Origin of the sequence: Halorubrum xinjiangense (assembly GCF_900102375.1) — an archaeon.
Lineage (GTDB): Archaea > Halobacteriota > Halobacteria > Halobacteriales > Haloferacaceae > Halorubrum > Halorubrum xinjiangense.
This window is the reverse complement of sequence record NZ_FNBO01000016.1, coordinates 1-18,865: the sequence shown is the minus strand read 5'-3', so window position 1 is coordinate 18,865 and position 18,865 is coordinate 1. Positions and strand designations below refer to the sequence as shown.

The 18,865-nt window shown below is 70.5% G+C and carries 16 protein-coding genes and 1 pseudogene; 5 read left to right on the top strand and 12 right to left on the bottom strand.

All coding sequences use genetic code 11. From position 1 onward, the window contains the following. The first annotated feature begins 75 nt into the window (after positions 1–75). Entirely contained in the window at positions 76–774 is a 699-nt protein-coding gene (locus F3H13_RS14475; RefSeq protein WP_149799705.1) for a V-type ATP synthase subunit D, read from the top strand. Between the two features lie 106 nt (positions 775–880). Then, positions 881–1,270, top strand: a complete 390-nt coding sequence (locus tag F3H13_RS14470) for a DUF6276 family protein (protein ID WP_149799704.1) — start codon at positions 881–883, stop codon at positions 1,268–1,270. Positions 1,271–1,774: 504 nt separating this feature from the next. On the opposite strand, the gene F3H13_RS14465 is transcribed toward F3H13_RS14470, so the two are convergent. The 7 genes from F3H13_RS14465 to F3H13_RS14435 all read right to left on the bottom strand — a co-directional run bounded on the left by F3H13_RS14465 (position 1,775) and on the right by F3H13_RS14435 (position 14,904). After that, positions 1,775–2,128 carry a hypothetical protein gene (locus F3H13_RS14465; RefSeq protein WP_149799703.1) on the bottom strand — a complete coding sequence of 118 codons (354 nt, stop codon included), beginning with the start codon at positions 2,126–2,128 and terminating at the stop codon, positions 1,775–1,777. A gap of 58 nt (positions 2,129–2,186) precedes the next feature. Further along, positions 2,187–3,692, bottom strand: coding sequence for a stage II sporulation protein M (locus F3H13_RS14460; protein ID WP_149799702.1), 1,506 nt, complete (start codon positions 3,690–3,692; stop codon positions 2,187–2,189). A 73-nt stretch (positions 3,693–3,765) separates the two neighbouring features. Beyond that, positions 3,766–6,723, bottom strand: a complete 2,958-nt coding sequence (locus tag F3H13_RS14455; RefSeq protein WP_188128082.1) for a DEAD/DEAH box helicase — start codon at positions 6,721–6,723, stop codon at positions 3,766–3,768. 465 nt (positions 6,724–7,188) lie between these two features. Then, entirely contained in the window at positions 7,189–8,610 is a 1,422-nt protein-coding gene (gene kynU, locus F3H13_RS14450) for a kynureninase (RefSeq protein WP_149799701.1), read from the bottom strand. Positions 8,611–8,681: 71 nt separating this feature from the next. After that, complete coding sequence (leuS, locus tag F3H13_RS14445; RefSeq protein WP_149799700.1) at positions 8,682–11,414, bottom strand: leucine--tRNA ligase; 2,733 nt, start codon at positions 11,412–11,414, stop codon at positions 8,682–8,684. 148 nt (positions 11,415–11,562) lie between these two features. Then, the gene (locus F3H13_RS14440; protein ID WP_149799699.1) at positions 11,563–13,902 is read right to left on the bottom strand and encodes a hypothetical protein; all 2,340 of its coding nucleotides are present in this window, start codon (positions 13,900–13,902) and stop codon (positions 11,563–11,565) included. A gap of 69 nt (positions 13,903–13,971) precedes the next feature. Next, positions 13,972–14,904, bottom strand: coding sequence for a glycerophosphodiester phosphodiesterase (locus F3H13_RS14435; protein WP_149799698.1), 933 nt, complete (start codon positions 14,902–14,904; stop codon positions 13,972–13,974). A 615-nt stretch (positions 14,905–15,519) separates the two neighbouring features. Between F3H13_RS14435 and F3H13_RS14430 the strand changes: the two genes are divergently transcribed. Continuing rightward, complete coding sequence (locus tag F3H13_RS14430) at positions 15,520–15,912, top strand: hypothetical protein (protein ID WP_149799697.1); 393 nt, start codon at positions 15,520–15,522, stop codon at positions 15,910–15,912. A gap of 3 nt (positions 15,913–15,915) precedes the next feature. On the opposite strand, the gene hisE is transcribed toward F3H13_RS14430, so the two are convergent. The 3 genes from hisE to F3H13_RS14415 form a co-directional block, all read right to left on the bottom strand. After that, the gene (hisE, locus tag F3H13_RS14425) at positions 15,916–16,263 is read right to left on the bottom strand and encodes a phosphoribosyl-ATP diphosphatase (protein WP_149799696.1); all 348 of its coding nucleotides are present in this window, start codon (positions 16,261–16,263) and stop codon (positions 15,916–15,918) included. Beyond that, complete coding sequence (gene pdxT, locus F3H13_RS14420; RefSeq protein WP_149799695.1) at positions 16,260–16,853, bottom strand: pyridoxal 5'-phosphate synthase glutaminase subunit PdxT; 594 nt, start codon at positions 16,851–16,853, stop codon at positions 16,260–16,262. Before pdxT ends, hisE begins: the two co-directional genes overlap by 4 nt. A gap of 86 nt (positions 16,854–16,939) precedes the next feature. Further along, on the bottom strand, positions 16,940–17,101 hold the full coding sequence (locus tag F3H13_RS14415; protein ID WP_049910744.1) for a preprotein translocase subunit Sec61beta: 162 nt from the start codon (positions 17,099–17,101) through the stop codon (positions 16,940–16,942). 201 nt (positions 17,102–17,302) lie between these two features. On the opposite strand from F3H13_RS14415, the gene F3H13_RS14410 reads away from it, so the two are divergent. Both F3H13_RS14410 and F3H13_RS14405 read left to right on the top strand, forming a co-directional pair. Beyond that, positions 17,303–17,572: a thioredoxin family protein gene (locus tag F3H13_RS14410; protein WP_006111654.1), complete on the top strand. Its 270-nt coding sequence runs from the start codon at positions 17,303–17,305 to the stop codon at positions 17,570–17,572. Between the two features lie 96 nt (positions 17,573–17,668). Further along, positions 17,669–17,818, top strand: coding sequence for a 50S ribosomal protein L40e (locus tag F3H13_RS14405; protein WP_017342016.1), 150 nt, complete (start codon positions 17,669–17,671; stop codon positions 17,816–17,818). A 234-nt stretch (positions 17,819–18,052) separates the two neighbouring features. Here F3H13_RS14405 and F3H13_RS14400 read toward each other — a convergent pair whose 3' ends face one another. Further along, positions 18,053–18,694 (bottom strand): MBL fold metallo-hydrolase, encoded by a 642-nt coding sequence (locus F3H13_RS14400; protein WP_149799694.1) that lies wholly within the window; start codon positions 18,692–18,694, stop codon positions 18,053–18,055. Positions 18,695–18,783: 89 nt separating this feature from the next. Beyond that, positions 18,784–18,865, bottom strand: a pseudogene (locus F3H13_RS14395) (IS6 family transposase); the annotation flags it as partial.

Sequence of the window (18,865 nt, the reverse complement as noted above, 5' to 3'; positions counted from 1 at the left end):
CGGCGGCGTCGCCGGCCCGCCGATCCGCCGCATCTGAAAAGAATTAACCGCCTCGGAGCGGAACCTTCCCCCAAGATGGCCAAGGACGTCAAACCGACGCGCAAGAACCTGATGGCGATCGAGGACCGCATCGAGCTCTCCGAGCGCGGTCACGACACGCTCGAACAGAAGCGCGACGGGCTCATCATGGAGTTCATGGACATCCTCGACCAGGCGCAGGACGTCCGGTCCGAGGTCTCCGAGAACTACGAGACGGCCCAGCGCAAGATCGACATGGCCCGGGCGATGGAGGGCGACGTCGCCGTCCGCGGCGCGGCCGCGGCGCTGAAAGAGCACCCCGAGATCACGACCCAGTCGAAGAATATCATGGGCGTCGTGGTCCCGCAGATCGAGTCCTCGAAGGTGAAAAAGAGTCTCGACGAGCGCGGCTACGGCCTGCTCGGCTCCTCGGCGCGCATCGACGAGGCGGCCGACGCCTACGAGGAGCTGTTAGAGAAGGTCATCCTCGCCGCCGAGGTCGAGACGGCGATGAAGAAAATGCTCACGGAGATCGAGACGACGAAGCGCCGCGTGAACGCCTTAGAGTTCACCCTGCTCCCGACGCTCTACGAGAACCAGGAGTACATCGAGCAGAAGCTCGAAGAGCAGGAGCGCGAGGAGATCTTCCGCATGAAGAAGATCAAGGCGAAAAAGGAGGAAGAGGAGAAGGAAGAGGCCGAGGAGGCCGCCGAGGTCGCGGCCGCGGAGACCGAAGAGCCGGAGCCCGCCGACTGACGGCTCCTCGCGCGTCGGCCTCCGAATCGCCATCACCGCTTTCGCGTCGGTCGCCGCTTCTTTCTCCGCCGTCGACTTTTACTCCGACCCGCTCGTAGCGACGAGCGTGTCCTGTCCACACTGCGACGCCGACGTCGTCGCGTTCGCCGTGCCGCCCGCGCTCCGCGAGCACGCCCCAGGCGACGCGGCCGCGATCTGTACCCGGTGTCTGCGCGTCGTCGCCGCGGACGAGGCGGGGGTCGCGAGCGACGCGACCGACGACCCCGCACTCGGCCGCGTCGACCCGGCGTTCCCCTCCGGCGAGGCCGGCGTCGCGCTGGCGCTCTGCTGCGGGAAACTGGAGTCGTTCGCGCTCAACCGCGCGTCGATCGAGGCGCTGATCGGCCACGCGGAGGGGGCGGGCGCCGACGCGTTCGCCTTCTTCGACCGGCTGGCGGCGCCGGCGGCCGCGTTCGACTTAGATAGGCGGCGAGCGGCGCTCCACGACGCGATTTAAGACTTTTATCGGTGATCGCTTTCGTCGAACGGTGACGTTGACGAGGGTCGTTTATAGGTAGCTGCTCATGGATCGACGGCGAACACCGCCAAAGCCCCAGCCGCTCATTTATAAATAACTGACAGTAGATCGGCGGCGAACAGCTCCAAAGCCCCAGCCGTGAAGCAGGCGCACGCTCGCCGCGCTCCTCGGTCGCTCACTCCGTTCGCTCCCTGCGGTGCTCGCGTCGCCTGCGCCTGCTTCACGGCTGCCCCTTTGAGTCCCACCCGACCGCAACCGCACGGCACCTCACGCCTCCCCAGCCTCGTCGGTGGTCCTCCGCTTCGCTCCGGACCCCCGACTCCCTCGCGCGTGCTCCTCGCGGCCGCCGGCGGCGGCCACTCGGAGGCACGCGCCACCGCATCGTTCTTTATAAAGCATCGACGCCACCCGCTCTCTGGTATTTAAATATCGCGTCGCTCGCTGTTGTCTCCGCGCTGATCGCCGTTCGTCCCGGTCGTCCCGTCAGAGGTCGACGCCGTCCGGATCGTTCCACTCGTCGTCCGCGTCGTCGCCGTCGTCCGCCTCGGTTCCCGCCGGGCCGAGCGACTTCTCTCCCTGTCGCGACTCGTGAACCGCGAAGCCGCCGGTGCGGCCGTCGTCGCCGCCGGCGTACGGGTCCTCCTCTGGGTCGTAGTCGAGCTCCTCGCGCTCGAAGATGTACGCGAAGAAGCCGAACAGCGGGACGACAAACGAGATGAGCGCCCACTTGCGGGGGTTCATTCCGTAGTTGGGCGCGTCGACGTACGCGTAGGCGGCGAAGCCGACGAGCCACGCGAGCGGGACGCCGACGAGGATGACGGCGACGAGCGGTTGCATACCGACGCTTCGGGTGCGTAGCAATAAGGCTGCGGGCAGGTCGCCGCTCGGTCGCGACCTAGAGGAACGGCCGCCAGTAGTACGGGCTGACGAACCCCTCGATGACGGCGGCGACGGCGAACAGGACCCCGAGCCCGACAGTCACCCAGAACGCGGTCTCTAAGGCGTCGGCGAACCGCTCGCGGCTCGCGCGACCCCGGACCGTCTGCCACGAGACCGCGCCGAGGTGGATCCCGAGCGCGCCCGCAACGACGAGCGCGGGGATCTCGAATATCCCGTGCGGGACCACGAACGCGACGAGCGCGAGGATGTTCTCCTCTAAGGCGGCGGTGGCGCCGAGCGCGAGCCCGTTGAACGCGAGCGACGAGAGCGCGGGGAGGACGAGCCCGACGCCGGAGAAGGCGGTCGCGATCGCGACTCCCCAGTTGTTCCCGAAGTACGTCAGCGCCGCCACGGGCGGGATCTGTCCGGCGATTCGCCCCTCGATCGAGGTCGGGACCGTCTCGGCGAAGGGGGCGGCGGCAACCCACCCGACCGCGCCGAACCCGACCGCGACCCCGAGCGCGAGGAGGTGGCTCCCGGGCGTCGATCGGACGAACCCGCCCAGCTCCCGCCACCCGCGGCGGAGGCCCCCGACGAGCTGCGCCTTGACGCCGGCCTCGGGAGGCGAGACGGGGTCGATCGTTCCGCGGTAGTCGCCGTAGAGGACGGTCTTCAGCAGGTCGAGCGCGGGCGCGACGACGACCGCGCTGGCGAGCGCGACGACGGGGCCGCCGCCGACGAACGCGACCCCGGAGGCGACCGACGCGACGGCGACCGCGGCGCCGATCGCGACCACGAGGTAGGCGGCGGCGTCGACGGGATTCGAGCGCACGAAGCCGCCCGCGCCCTCAATGCCGCCCACCACGCCGGCGTCGTCGACGACGACGGCCACCGGCGCGAACGCGAAGAGGATCCGGACGAGCGCGAGGGCGACGAAGCCGACGAGCAGGGCGACGACCGCGACGGCGGCGCCGAGGAACGGGTTCGCGAGGAACGCCGCGCCGACGGCGATCGACCCGAGCGCGACGACGCCGACCCAGAGGAGAAGCTCGGCGACGTAGAGGCCGAGGAACGTGAGCCAGCGGGAGCGAGCGCCCGCGATCCCCCCGACGAGCCCCCGCTCGTCGCGGAGGCTCGCGACGACGGCCGAGAGCTGCCCGGCCGAGACGACGGCGTACGCGAGGACCGCGAGGCCGGCCGTGACGAGAACGCCGGCGGCGAAGAGGACCCCGACGGTCGGGGTCAGCAGGGGCTCGAACGCGGGCGTCGCTCCCTCGACCCACGCCTGAAGCGCCTCCGGGTCCTGCGTCTCCGGCGGCGGCTCGACGCTGGCGAGCGCGTCGCGGGCCGTCGCGAGCCGCCCGGTCAGTTCGAGGTGGAGGTAGATCCCCGCGAGCGCGGCGAACGTGCCGAGGCGGGCGATCACCGGCACCGCGGTGCCGAGGAGGTAGAAGGGGAGGACGTCTGCGGGGCGTCGACGGAGGGTCGCTGTCGTTGCCGTGACGGCGGCGGAGAGGTCCATGTCTCCCGATCGGCCGTCCGATACTTAAAAACGGGAGTCCGGACCGCTCCCGGAGAGAGGCGGGGGATCCGAGCTAGTCCCAGAACGACTGCGTGCGCGCGTACTCGCGCTCCTGGCGGAGCACGTCGCGGTAGAACTCGTCTTCGTCCTCCCGGAGCTTGTTGATGATCCGCGCGGCGTTGTGGGGCCCGACGCCGCGGGCGGCCAAGGCGATCACCGCCCGCTTGCCGTGCGTCTGGACGAGGCTCGCGGCGCGGTGGGCGCGCTCGGTGCGGCGCTCCTGCTCGTCGTCCTTCTCCGGCGCGCGCACCGCGGCGACGGTCTCGTCGTCCCACGGGTTGAGCGCCGCGATCCGCGTCGACCCGCACTCGGGGCACTCGGGCTGGTCGCGGACGCGCCGGACCTTCGTGGTGTGTTTCCAGTCAGTACAGTGGAGGCAAAAGCAGATGACGCGGTCGTCCTGAATCCGCTCTCTGACCGTCTCGATCACGTCGGCGTCGGCGTTGTCGGGGACGAGGAACTCGGTGCCTGCGGAACGGCCCGCGGTGCCGAGCGGGGTGCGCTCGCGGGCGATCGCGAGGTCGAGCGAGCCGTCGCGGCCGCCGTCTCCCGACCGGATCCCTCTGAGCAGGTCGGCCGTCTCCGGGACCGCGAGGTCGGCGTGGAACACCTCGCGGAGCGCCTCGTCGTAGACGGGCGTGTCTTCGAGCGCCGCGAGCAGGCGGTCGCCGCCGAACCGCCCGCGCCCCTCCTTGTACCGCTTGACGGCGCCGAACTTCGCGGCGACCTGCGCGAGCGTGAACTTCAGCGCGTCCGACTTCTTGACGGCGAGTTCGAGGTACGCCTCCAAGCGGTCGGGGTCGGTCGTCTCCAGCACCTCGCGGAAGGTCCCCGGGTCGACGCCGTGTGGGACCTCGAACTCGATCCGGTACGGGTCGACGTCCATCCCGACCGACGAGCCGGCGCGCTGGCCGACGAGCGCCGCGAGCAGGCGCGCGAGCGTCTCGTTGACCTCGTGGCCGAAGGCGGCGTTGACCGCGACGGTGCGCGCGCTCCCCTCGATCACGATCCGGCGGTCCGTGGGGACCGGGTGGCCGGCTTCGACGTGGTCGACGACCGGTTTCAGCGCGGCCGCGACCGTTTCCTCGTCGGTCGGGTACCGCTCCGCGAGGTCGGCCGCGACGGCTTCGGGCGTCGAGCCGGCCTTCAAGGCGGCCGCGGCCTCGCCGCGAATCTCCCCCACCTCCTCCGCGACGGGCTTCGGGACGGGGATCTCCTGGCCGACCCACGAGGGCACCTCGCCGGTGGGATCGGGGATCGGCGTCACGTTCACGCGCTCCTCCTCCTCGTCGACCTCCGTAATCTTCCACATCTCGCCGCGCTGGACGAACGTCTCACCCGGCCCCGCGAAGTTGACGACGAACTGCTCGTCTAAGGTCCCGATACCCCGACGCGAGGACATGTCGTACACCTCGTAGGTGGACTCGTCGGGGATCATCGAGAGGTTCGCGTAGAAGTACTGCCACGTCCCGCCCGACTTCTCTAGGGTGTCCGTCTCCTCGTCGAGCCACAGCAGGCGGTTCCCGTCGAGCTCGCGGACGACCGCCTGGAATTCGGGCTCCGAGAGGTCCCTGAACGGGTAGGCGTTCGTGACGGTCTCGTACGCCTCGCGGGCGTGAACGTCGCCCTCGTCCATCACGAGCCCGACGATCTGGTTGGCGACCGTGTCGAGGCTGCCGTGGTGGATGTTCGCAGGCTCGACGAGCTCCTCGCCCGCACGGCGCGCGATGGCCATCGCTTCGAGGGTGTCGTCGCCGCCCTGCGTCACGACGGTTCCCTCGGAGACCAGATCGCGGCGGTGACCCGCGCGCCCGACGCGCTGGAGCAGCCGGGCGACCTCGCGCGGGCTCCCGTACTGGACCACGTGGTCGACGCGGCCCACGTCGATGCCGAGCTCCATCGACGAGGTGCAGACGAGGCCGTCCAGGTCGCCCGACTTGAACCGGTCTTCCACGTCGATCCGGACGTCCTTCGAGAGCGAGCCGTGGTGGAGCTCGATCTCGGTGGGGTCGGCGTCGTCCTCGTCGCCGGCGTCGCCGCTCGCCGCTTCCCGCTCCTTCTCCGCGAGCGTCTTGAACCGCGAGCCGAGCGCCTCCGCGGTCTGTCGCGTGTTGACGAAGATCAGCGTCGACTCGTTTTCCGCGACGATCTCGCGGATCGTCCGGACGTGGCTCGCGGTCGTCTCGTCGACCGCGAGCTCGCCGGCGAGGCGCGCGTCGCGGTCGGTTATCTCGGGGTCGAGGACGCGCACGTCGGTCCGCGTCCCGGCCGCCACCTCCACCGTTTCGAACGCGCGGTCGCCGGGGCGGTCGGGGTCGCGTCTCCCCGTCCCGACGAGGAACTTCCCGACCTCCTCGGGGTCGCCGACCGTCGCGGAGAGGCCGACGCGCTGGAACGGGCCCGCGACGCGCCGGAGCCGTTCGAGCCCGACCGTGAGCTGGGCGCCGCGCTTCGCCGAGGCGAGTTCGTGGACCTCGTCGACGACGACGTGCGCGACGTCTTCGAGCGCGACGCGCATCTTCGAGCCGGTGAGGATCGCCTGGAGGCTCTCCGGCGTCGTAATAAGGACGTCGGGCGGGTCGTCGGCCTGTTTGCTCCGCTCGTACTGGGTTGTGTCGCCGTGGCGCACCGCGACCTCAACGTCGAGGCGCTCGCCCCACCACTCCAGCCGGTCCATCATGTCGCGGTTGAGCGCGCGGAGCGGGGTGATGTACAGCGCGGAGATGCCCTCGCGGGGCTGGTCACCCGGCGAATCCCGGGCGTCGACGATCGCGCCGAAGACGGGTAACATCGCGGTCTCCGTCTTCCCGGTGCCGGTCGGGGCCAAGACGAGGGCGTTCCGCCCGTCGGCGAGCGGCGGAATGGCTTCGCGTTGGGGTTCGGTGGGTGTGGAAAAGCCCCGGTCCGAGAGCGCCTCGCGGATCTCGCTCCCGAGGTGCGCGAACGCGTCCATCCCCGACGATTCCTGCATCAAGTGATCGTCGAACGTTGGGCGCTCGAACGATTAAGCCCGTCGCTGTACGAATTCTGTTTATAAGCGGTTGGTGGTGCTGCCGTCGGTTGAGCCCCGCTCGTTACCGTTGGATTGCCAGTGACCGGTTCTGAAGCTCCTGTCAATCGATTATGACTAGTGTTCAACAGATCGACGGCGACGACCGCCAAAGCCCCAGCCGCGAGGGCTCGCGCGGCTTGCTGCGCTCCTCGTCACTCGCTTCGCTCGTTCCTGCGGTGCTTGCTGCGCCGTGCTTCGCCCTCGCGGCTGCCCCTTTGAGTCCCGCCCCGCACAGCGACCGCAGCCTCACGCCTCCCCAGCCTCGTCGGTCGCCCTCCGCGTTGCTCCGGGCGACCGACTCCCTCGCGCGTGCGGTTCGCGCCCTTCGGGCGCTCACCGGCACGCGCCACCGCAGTTCGGTTTATAAATAGTCGTCTGCGCCGATCACGTCACGCCGCCCTCGCTCGTCGCGTACGCCTCGTGCGCGCCCGAATCGAGGATCGCCTCGATCTCGTCGACGACTTCGAGCACGTCGGCGAACGAGGTGTACGGCGCGGCCGGACAGACTCGCACCACGTTCGGCGGCCGGAAGTCGACGACGACGCCGCGGTCCCTGAGCGCCTCGCTCAGCCGCTCGGCCTCGGGATGTTCGAGGGCGACGTGGCCGCCCCGGGCGGTGTGTTCGCGGGGGGTGCCGACCGAGACCTCGGGGAGCCTGTCGTCGACGAGGGCGATGAGGAAGTCCGTGAGCGCCAGCGACTTCTCTCGGAGGCGCTCGATCCCGGCCTCCCGGAGGAGTTCGGCGGAGCCCTCCAGCGGCGCGGCCGCGAGCAGCGGCGGCGTGCCGATCTGCCACGCGCCCGCGGAGTCGGCCGGGGTGTACTCGGTGTTCATCTCGAACTGCGTCGCCTTCTCGTGGCCCCACCAGCCGGCCAGCGCGGGCGTGAGACCGTGGTGGCGCTCCGCGACGAACAGCGCGCCGATCGAGCCGGGGCCGGCGTTGAGGTACTTGTACGTGCACCACACCGCGAAGTCGACGCCGGCCGCGTCGAACGCGTGCGGCACGGCGCCCGCGGAGTGGGCGGCGTCGAAGCCGGCGTACGCGCCCGCCTCGTGGGCGGCCTCCGTGATCCGTTCGACGTCGAACAGCTGGCCCGACCGGTACAGCGCGGTTGGCATGAAGACGATCCCCACGTCGTCGTGCGCCGCCAGCGCGGCCTCAATATCGCGGGAGTCGATCGTCTGCCCGTCGCGGCTCTGAACGACCCGCAGCTTCTCGTCGGGGTCGATCCCGCGCTGGCGCAGCTGCGCCCGGATCGCGTAGTGGTCGGAGGGGAAGTCGAGCTCGTTGACGAGGACGGCGGGATCGGTGGCCGCGTCCCAGTCGCCGTCAGCGGCCGCGAACCCCTCGCAATCCGGTCCGTTCCCGGCCAGCAGTTCATCGAGGAAGGTGCCGATCAGCGTGTGGATGTTGACGGTGATCGAGTTCCCGACGACGACCTCGTCCGGGTTCGCGCCCACGAGCGGCGCGAGCGCGTCACCGAGCCGCTCGCCGACCTCGAACCACGGCGGGTCGGCGTCGGTCCAGCCCGCGATGAGCAGGTCGCGCCACTCGTCGACGACGCGGTCGAGGCTCGCGAGGGCCGCGTCGCTCGCGGGGCCGAGCGAGTTGCCGTCCATGTAGAGGAGGTCGTCCGGAACACGATAGCGGTCCGCGAACTCCGAAAGGGGGTCGTTTCCGTCGAGCCGCGCGGCGAGGCGGGCGGGATCTGCGCCGGTGCCGTCGGCGTCGCCGTCACCAAGCGCCTCGCCGCCGATCCCCTCGCCCGCGAGCGCGTCCCGTGCGGGGGCGTACGGGTCGTCCATACACGAGGGCGCCGCGCCGGCGACTAAGCGTTTCCGGGGTCGGGCGGCGGCTTAAAAGGGCCGACCGAGCGCTACTCGACGATGTCGATCGCGGGCCGCCCCGGCTCGGCCTTGGCGACCACGCTCTCGTCGGCGTCCGCGGCGCGCTCGACGCGGACCGGCGCGTCGAACTCGCGCTCGATCAGCCACGCGGCCGCGCGCAGGGCGTCGTACTCGGCGTCGCCGCCGAGCGTCTCCTGTAACGCCTCGCGGTTCGCCTGGAGGTCCTGCCCGTACGAGGCGGCGGCGTCCCCCTGCTCGCGGATGTGGCTCTCGCCCATCAGCTCGGAGATGAGGTTGTCGGCGTCGCTGTCGATCGCGATCTCCAGCGCGTCGTACTTCCAGTCGGGCGCGACGACGACGTCGATCCGCTCGGGGTCGTCGATCCCCGCGACGTCGATTATGTCGCGCACGTCCTCGCGGGTGTTGGCGACCAGCCGGCGCCGGCGCTCGACGGTGTCGCGGTCGACGCTCGCGGTCGGCCACGCGGCCTCCGCGACGAACCCGTCGCGGCCGAGCGTCTCCCACAGCTCCTCCGCGAGGTGCGGCGCGACCGGCGCGAGCAGGCGGACCGCGACGTCGACGCCGCGCTCGAAGACGGCCGGGTGCGGGTCGGCGTACTCGCGGTAGCTCCGGAGTGTCCCCACGAGGTCCTGCGCCTCGCGGAGCGCGACGTTGAAGGTGAGGTCGTCGTACTCCGCGCCCGCGATGGCGACCGCGGCGTCGGTCTCGTCGGCGACGTAGTCGTCGATCTCACCGCGGTCGGCGGCCTCGGCGTCGCCGTCCCCGGCGAGCGCCACCTCGCCCGCGGCGTAGTCCTCGACGAGGTCGTTGAGGCGGGTCAAAAAGCGGTGGGTGGCCTTGACGCCCTCCTCGGACCAGTCGAAGTCGCGCTCGGGCTGAGCGGCCTCCATCATGAACAGCCGCGCGGTGTCGGCGCCGTACTCGTCGACGATCCGCTGCGGCGAGACGACGTTCCCCTTCGATTTGGACATCTTCTCGCCCTCCAGCTGGACCATCCCCTGCGCCAGCAGGTTCGTGAACGGCTCGCGGTGGTCGAGCCCCTCCTCGTCGGCCAACACCTTGGTGAAAAAGCGCGAGTACAGCAGGTGCATCACGGCGTGCTCGATGCCGCCCACGTACTGGTCGACCGGCATCCAGTCGTTCGCGCGGTCGAGATCGAAGGGGGCGTCCTCGAGGTCCGGCGAGACGTACCGCAGGAAGTACCACGAGGAGTCGACGAACGTGTCCATCGTGTCCGTCTCGCGGGTCGCGGGCCCGCCGCACTCCGGGCAGGTGGTCTCCTGCCACTCGTCGGCGGCGTCCAGCGGGTTCCCGGTCGTGTTGATGAACTCCGGCAGCTCGACGGGCAGGTCCTCGTCGGGCACCGGCACCGCGCCGCAGTCGTCGCAGTGGACGATCGGGATCGGCGTCCCCCAGTAGCGCTGGCGGGAGATGCCCCAGTCGCGAAGCTGGTACTGGGTGCTCTCCGCGGCGCTCTCGATGTCCTCCGTGAGACGCTCGCGGGCCGTCTCGCTGTCGAGGCCGCTGTACTCGCCCGAGTTGATCACGACGCCGTCGTCGGTGAACGCCTCCTCGCTCACGTCGGGGGCCTCCGGAACCGTCTCGCCGTCCCAGTCGTCCGGCTCCGGCGCGACGACCGGCTCGATGTCGACGCCCATCTTCTCCGCGAACGCGTGGTCGCGCTCGTCGTGGCCGGGGACCGCCATCAGCGCGCCCGTCCCCACGTCCGAGAGGACGAAGTCGGCGACGAAGACGGGGATCTCCTCGCCGGTGGCGGGATTGGTCGCAGTCAGCCCGGTCTCGACGCCGTTCGGCTCGTCGCCCTCGGGGTCCGCCTCCTCCTCGATGAACCGCCGGACGTCGTCGTCTTTCTCGGCCAGCTTCTCGGCGATCGGGTGGTCCGGGGCGACCGCGAAGAACGTCGCCCCGTGGATCGTGTCGACGCGGGTCGTGAACGCCTCGACGGGGCCGTACTCCCGCGGCTCGCTCCGCTCGCCGCGTCCGTTCGGGGCGCTTCGCGCCTCGCTCACGTCGAAGTCCAGCGTCGTCCCGTACTGCCGCCCGATCCAGTTGCGCTGCATCTGTCGGACCGAGTTCGGCCACCCCTCCAGCCCGTCTATCGCCTCCAGCAGCTCGTCGGCGTACTCGGTTATCTTCAGGAACCACTGGTCGAGCTCGCGGGTCTCGACGGGGGTGTCACAGCGCCAGCACAGCTCCGCGTCGCCCTCGACCTGCTCGTCGGCGAGGACGGTCTCACAGGAGGGACACCAGTTCACCTCGGCGTCGCGGCGCTCCACGAGGCCGGCCTCGTGGAAGCGGCGGAACAGCCACTGGTTCCACCGGTAGTAGTCGGGCGTACAGGTGGTGACCTCGCGGTCCCAGTCGTAGCCGAACCCCATCGACTTCATCTGCCCTTTCATCGTGTCGATGCAGTCGAACGTCCAGTCGCGGGGGTTGGTGTCGCGCTCCTTGGCGGCGTTCTCGGCGGGCAGGCCGAACGCGTCCCACCCCATCGGGTGGAGCACGTCGTCCCCGCGCATGCGGCGGTAGCGGGCGTACGCGTCCGTGATGGTGTAGTTGCGGACGTGGCCCATGTGGAGCTTCCCGGACGGGTACGGGTACATCCCGAGGACGTACGTCGGGTCGTCGGCGTCGTCCGGGACGTGGTAGACGGCGGCGTCGTCCCACGCCTCCTGCCAGCGTTGTTCGACCGTCGCGTGGTCGTATCCCTCCTGAGACATCTGCTTATATACTCGTGGTCGGTTCGGCGTCGTATAGCTTTCCATCCAGTGGTGAACCGTGTCACACGGACCCGCGGGCGAGGGCGGCGGCAGTGAGCGGAGGGCTACAGCAGTGAGCGGAGGGCGGCGGCCACCGAATTGCGGACCCCTACGGCTTCTCGGAGTTCTGCGCCTGCTCGACGCGCTCGGTCGCCTGCTCGATCCGCTTTCCGGTCGCGCTCGCGAGCCCGGGTGGGAGCCCCTCGCGCGCTGCCGCGAGCCGCTCTTCGATCCGGGCGATCCGTTCGGCGACGTTCTCCAGCTGTCGGTTCGTCCCCTCGCGGTCGCCCTCGCGGGCGCGCTCCTCGGCCCGCCTCGCTTGGTCGACCGCGGCGGCCAGGGCCCGCTCGAGCCCGTTGACCGCGTTCGACGGGCCGCCCGAGTCGCCTCCGCCGCCGGAGCCGCCGCCGGAGTCGTCGTCATCGCCGTCCCCGTCGTCGCTCTCCGCCGCCGCGGCCGCAACCGCGGCGCGAGTCTCCTCGGCAACGTCCGCGACGTAGCCCGCGAGCGGGGCCGCCCCGGTCTCCGGGCGCTCGATCCGGATCGGGCTGTTCCCGGGGGTCCCGTCCCCGTCGCCCCCGTCGTCGCCGTCGTCCGAGCCGTCGCTGTCGTCGCCCCCCGCCGACGGGTCCGGGTTGACGCGGTACGCGCCGACCTCGTCGTCGGCGTCGCGGACCTCCGTCGTGTACGCGCCGCCGGCGTGGACGTAGGCGGCGTCGCTCCCGTCGATCGCGGAGTCGTAGATCCGCCCGGCGAAGTCGTCCTCGATCGCGGTCCGAGTCAGGTCGACGTCGCTCTCCGCGTCCGACAGCTCCACCTTCCGCGCGTTCTCGCGGGCGACGAGTGGGATCTCCCCCTCGACGCCGGCCCTCGTCACCGGCTCGTCCGCCGAGACGGTCAGGGTCTCGCTGTGGGGCGTCCGTCCGGCGCCGTTGACCGTGAGGCGGTGGTCGCCCTCGGGCACCCCGTTCGCGACCGCGACGCCGCCGGCGAACGTCGGGACCGCCTCGGGGTCGCTCTCGATCAGGACGAACGACTCGACGCCCGCGTCGGTCGTCGTCAGCCCCTCGCCGTCGGGCGCCTCGTCGCTCTCGGTCGCCTGCGTGACGCGCGCGACGACGGAGTCGAGCGCCCCGGCCGCGTCGTCGCCGAACGAGGGGTCGTCGGCGATGGCCTCGTACCGGGCCGCCAGTTCCGACCGGTGGTTCCCGGCGGTGACGTCGAGCGCGGGGTTCTCGTAGCGGGGCTGCTCCCACGGGACGCCGGTGGTCGTGATGTGGCCCGCGACGGCGTCCTCGACGGCCTGAGGGACCGCGAACTCGAAGCTGAGCTGCGGGCCGGTGAACGCCGAGATATCCTCCAGCTCGGCGCTCTCGACGAGGTCGTACCCGACGACCGACTCGGCCACCTCGTCGGCGAGCGCGGCGTCGTCGCCGTCGGCGGTCCCGTCGTCGGCCGAGCGCTCGCGGTATCGGTAGGCGATCCCCGTCTCCCGGAGCGGGAGGTCGGTCGGCGGCGACCGCAGCGCGTCGAGCGACCGGATCGTCAGGGCGCCGTCGACCAGCGATTCCTCGGTGACCGACGGGAGGTCGGGGTGGTCGTAGATCGGCTCGCCCTCGTACTCGGGGACGACGAAGGGGAGCCGAGCCCCCTCGTCGCGGGGCAGGCCGTACGCGATCGGGATCCCGAGCAGGTCCTCGACCGTGTCGATCGTCGTGTTCGTGATGTCCGCGAGGAGCCCCTCCTCGCCGACGCGCCGGAAGCCGTCGGGGATCTCGTTGACCGAGAGCGTACTGGAGTGCGACCCGAGTTCTGGTAAGATTCGCGGGACCACGTCCGGCTCCGGGTCGAGGAACTCGTTGTTCGGGACGCTCCGGGAGTGCGAGCTGGCGACGTACAGCTGGGGGTCGCCCGTGTCGAGGTCGACGAAGACGTGGAGCACCTCCCAGTCGTGCCAGTGGAAGTTCGCGGTGAACTGGTCGAACGCGGAGTACATCCAGAACTGGACGACCGCGAGCGGGGAGTCCTCGTACCGCATCCCGTTGTAGAAGACGGTCGGGTTCGGCGGCTCGCCCGCCTCGTCGTACCGCTCGTGGTAGCCGTCGAACGCCTCGAAGCCGTCGACGACCGTCTCGCCGTCCTCCTCTATCGTGTACGGACGCGGGTCGGTCGGGAACCACGGCTCCGCGGAATCGAAGTACAGCGTCGGCGCGAACCGCGCCGCGAGCTCGTCGAGCCGGTCCGCGTCGAGGTCGGTCGTCGCGGCGTCGTCCGGCCCGGAGCCGGAGCAGCCGGCGACCGCGGCGCTCCCGGCGCCCGCGAGCGCCCCGAGGACCGTCCGTCGGTCGACGCGAGTCCGGGGGTCGACGCGGTCCGCGCTCGCTCCGTCGGACGCTCCGCCCGGATCTGTCCCGCCCTCGCCGTCGCGCTCGTCGGGTGCCCGATTCATCCTCTTGGCGGATGAGAGCCGGAGGAATAACGTTTCTGCTGCCCGCGCGCCGATCGATCCGCTCGCCTGTCACGTCTCGGGGCGTCCGCGGGAGACGTCCGAGACCACGGCGTCGACGCCGGCGGTCGCGACCGCCTCGTACTCCCGGGCCGAGGCGACCGTCCACGGCAGCACTCGGAGGCCGGCCTCCGTCGCCCGCGAGACGAGGTCCGTCCGGAGACAGAGTTCGTACCGCGGCGACACCGCCGCACAGCCCAGCTCGGTCGCGGTCTCGACCATCCCCGCGACGTCCTGTGGCGGATACGCCCACCGCGGAGCCCCCAGCCCGATGCCGGGCCCCGGAATCACCGGTCGGAGGGCTCGCGCCGGGATCGACTCGTGGACGCCGTAGACGGTCTGGACCGTCGGATCGGCCGCGCTCACGGCCTCGATCACCGCGGGGTCGTCGGCGGTGACGGCGAGGTCGAGGTCGCGGTCCGCGCCGACCGAGAGCGCGTCCGCCGCGATCCCCCGCTGTTTCAGGTCGAGCATAACCCACGCGTCCGCCGGCGCGGCGTCGAGCGCCGCGGCGAGCGTCGGCACCGGCTCGCCGGAGTCCTCGACCGAGAGCTCGGAGAGCCGACCCAAGGGGGTCTCGTCCACGCGACCGGTCGCGTCCGTCACCCGGCCGAGCGTCGCGTCGTGGAAGGCGACGAGTTCGCCCGTGCCACACCGGCGCACGTCGAGTTCGACCCGGTCGACGACGGCGCTCGCCGCCTCGACCGCCGCGACCGTGTTCTCCGGGTTCTCGGCCGCGAAGCCGCGGTGTGCGATGAGGGGCGGGTCGTCGGGGTCGACGTCGTTCTCGACCGTCTCTCCGTTATCGCGCCCGACGCAGCCGGCGAGGGCCGTCGACCCCGCCGCCGCGACCGCACCGACCGCGAGCGCCCCGCCCCGCCGAAGCACCGCTCTGCGGGTCGGGCGGGCCCTCTGGCCGGATTCAGTTGAGTCGATGTCGCTCACGGCGCCGTTCTCGTGGGGTGTTCGGGCGCGCGGACAAAAGCTCGCGGTCGCCGGCTCCCTGTCCGCGCGGTAATGTGTGATTTCGACGGCAGTGAACGGCCGACGGCGATTATTTATAAACAGGTCCGCGGTGGCGCGTGCCGATGAGCGCCCGGAGGGCGCGAATCGCACGCGCGAGGGAGTCGCGACCGGAGGGAGCGACGAGGCTGGGGAGGCGTGAGGTGTGGGGCGGGACTCGAAGGGGCAGCCGTGAGGCGGGCGCAGGCGACGCAAGCACCACAGGAACGAGCGGAGCGAGTGACGAGGAGCGCAGCGAGCGTGCGCCCGCCTCACGGCTGGGGCTTCGGCGGTGTTCTCCGCCGACTTAGTCACGGCTATTTATAAGTGAACGGCTAGGGTTTAAAAGAGTCCGTCACAGGAGCGTCGCTCACGCGGAAACGGCCCCGGCAACACCACTCGATCACTGATAAACAGCCTCGTTCGTAATCCAACTCCCTCACCTAACCGATCCGGAGGCGCTCCGCGGCGACCGGCCGTTCTGACTCCGACCGCTCCGAACGCAGACCACGGATCAACGGGAGAAGGTATTTGCGCCCGGCAGCCCGACGCCGCGGTATGGACGGAAAGAAGGCCCTCTATTACGGTGCGATCGCGCTCGCGATCCTGATCGGGATCAGCGTCGTGCTGTCCGTGATATCGGCCATCATCGGACTCGTCGGTACGGTGATCTCCGGGATCGTCTCGCTCGCGGTCCTCGCCGGAATCGTCTACGTCGCGTACAAGGCCGGCTCGTGGCTGCTCGGCGGCGACGACGCCGGGTCGCTCGACTCGATCGGCTCGGGATCGTCGTCGACCTCGCTCGACGCCGGGGCGAGCCGGCAGGACCGCCTCCGACAGCAGTACGTCGAGGGGCAGATCAGCGAGGCGGAGTTCGAGCGCCGCATCGGCGAGGAGTTAGAGACCGAGGAGGTCGACGAGATCGACCGCGAACTCGAACGCGAGCGCTAGGTCCTAGAACCGATCGCGGAGCTCCTCGCGGAGGTCGTCGACGTCGAGGTCCTTCATCGCGAATAACACGAGCAGGTGGTAGACCAGGTCCGCGCTCTCGTAGGTGAGCTCCTCGCGGTCGTCGTCTTTCGCCGCGAGGATCGCCTCCGTCGTCTCCTCGCCGATCTTCTCTAAGACGGCGTTTTCGCCCTTCTCGTGGGTAAAAAGCGAGGCCGTGTACGACCCCTCCGGCAGCTCCTCCTTTCGCGACTCGATGGTGGCGAACAGCTCGTCGAGGACGGCCTCGGGCGGGACGGCCGAGTCCTCGCCGGGTTCGGCGTCCGGGGCGTCGCCCTCCGTCGGCTCGCTCACGCGACCACCTCTCGCTCGGGGAAGAAGGCGAGGTCGTGGATCCGCGAGTCGTCGGTGAGCTCCGGGTGGAACGCGGTGGCGACGACCGGGCCGTCGCGAACCGCGACCGGGCGCCCGTCGACCGACGCGAGCGTCTCGACGCCGTCACCGACCTCGTCGATGGCGGGCGCGCGGATGAACACGGCGTGGAAGGGGTCGTCGAGCTCCGAGACCGGAACCTTCGCCTCGAAGGAGTCCTTCTGTCGGCCGAACGCGTTGCGGTCGACGGAGACGTCGAGCAGCCCCAGCGGCTCGACCCGGTCGTCCTTCGCGTCGGTCGCGCAGACGATGAGCCCGGCGCAGGTGGCGAGGATCGGCTTCCCGCTCGCGGCGTGGGCCTCGATCTCGGCGGCGATCCCCTCGCGGCGGATCAGCCGCGAGATGGTCGTCGACTCTCCCCCCGGCATGAGGAGGACGTCGCAGTCGGGGACGATCCCCGCCTCCCGGATCTCGACGACCTCCGCGGACTCGTCGTGGGCGGCCGCGGCGTTGCGGACGGCGGCGGCGTGTTCGGCCACGTCGCCCTGAACGGCGATGACGCCTGCTTTCATACGGATCGGTGGGGCGGGCGCGTGGAAAAAGGGCGCGCTACGCGGTCGGGCCCTTCGTCGGCAAAACGGCGGAAATCGGCGTGAGCCTACGCGACCGTCAGCGAGAGGATCTGGACGAACACGCCGAAGAGGACGCAGAACGCGAGGACCGTCTTGGGGTCGATCGCGATGGCGTTCCGGTCCTCGTTCTCGAAGTAGCGGACCAGTCCCGCGCTGGACATCAGCCCGCCGGAGTTGGAACCACTCATACCCCCTGCTGGGCGGCGACGCGTTCTAAACGTTTCGTTCGCCGGACGGAGCGCGTCGAGTACGTCCGCTGCGCCGTCCGCGGACCGTGGCCCTCGCGTCGACTTCCGGCGGACCGCGTCGGCTTCGACTGGCCGCGCTGACCGCGCGGACACACAAGTGGGAAACCCTTATGCGCGGGCCGGCGGTAGTTGTGGCCGACTATGACCGTTCGACTGCTGGATTTCCACGCCGAGTGGTGCGGCCCGTGTAAGACCCAAGACCCCATCCTGGAGGAGATTCAGGAGGACCTCGGCGACGCGTTCGAGCTCCAGAAGGTCGACGTCGACGAGGAGCAGGACGTCGCGAACCAGTACCAGGTCCGCTCGCTCCCGACGCTCATCGTCGAGAACGACGACGGCGTCGTCGACCGCTTCGTCGGCGTCACGCAGCGCGAGGACATCGAGGCCGCCCTCTCGGAAGCGGGCGCGTAAAGCGGGCGCCTGACGCTGGTCTCGCCGGCTCGCCGCTCTCCCGCGGCCGCCGCGGCGTCTCGCAACCTTTTACAGCACCGCCCGTCCAGTAGCCGTATGGCCAGTTTCGACGCCGCCGAACGTCGCATGCTCGACCGACAGATCTGTATGCGCTGTAACGCCCGCAACGCCTCCGAGGCCGAGCGCTGCCGCAAGTGCGGCTACACCAACCTCCGCCCGAAGGCGACCGAGCGTCGCGCCGCGTAATCCGGTCGGTTCCGGGTCGGTTCCGGCCCTTCTCGCGAATCTTCCCTTCGACGGCCAGCCACGCGTGTACCTCGCTCCTCCCCAGCCTCGGCGGGCTGCCCGGCGCGGGCAGGGCCGCGCCGGGCCGCCGCCTCCCTCGCGGACCCCTCGCGGCCGTTTTGAAACGGCCGCTCGGGGGCGCGCCGAAGTTGGCGGTCGGTCGGCGCATCGATTGCTTTTAAATCCGGATCCTGTTCACTCGCCGGGGTACTTCGGCTCGCGGCGCTCGGCGCGCTCCGTCGCGCGCTCGATCACCTCGCGGACGGTGTCTGGCCCCTCGCCGGCGCGGTAGACGTCGCCGTGGCCGGGGAACATGGCCTCGGTGGTGTCGGGCAGTCGGTTGAGGATCTCGTGAAGGCTCTCGATCAGGCGCTCGCGCGACTGGCCGGCCATGTCGGTGCGGCCGAACGAGCCGTCCTCGAACGCGCCGTCGTTGTAGACGACCACGTCGCCGGAGTAGAGCCGCTTCTCGCCGACGAGCGAGACGTGGTCGTCCGCGTGGCCCGGGGTGTAGACGACGTCGCAGGGCTCGCTCCCGACGAGGATTTCGTCGCCGTCCTCGAGCGCGACGTCGCGGCGCGGGTGGTTCGCGTACGCGAACACTCGAGGGTCGAAGCGGTCGACCACGGCGTCGAGTTCGCCCACGTGGTCGCGGTGCTGGTGGGTCACGACGAGGCGGTCGAGGCCGTCGACGCCGGCCTCGTCGAGCGCGTCGGCGACGACCCCGTCCACCCCGGGCATCGTTCCGGCGTCGACGAGCGTCGTCGCGTCCCCGACGACGAGGTACGCGTTGCAGGTGAACTCCTCCGCGTCCGCGGTGACGGTGATCGGCTCCATGGCCGTACTCGCTCGCGGAGCGACAAAAGGGTACAGTCGGGGCCGCGCTCGGAGTTGGCCGCGCCCGGAGCCGCTGGCGTCGTGTTAACTTAAGCATGATTCCACCAGACGGCGTGGGCTTGCAACCACGTTTCCGCGGTCGGTGGATCGACATGGCTGAAACAGTTTGAA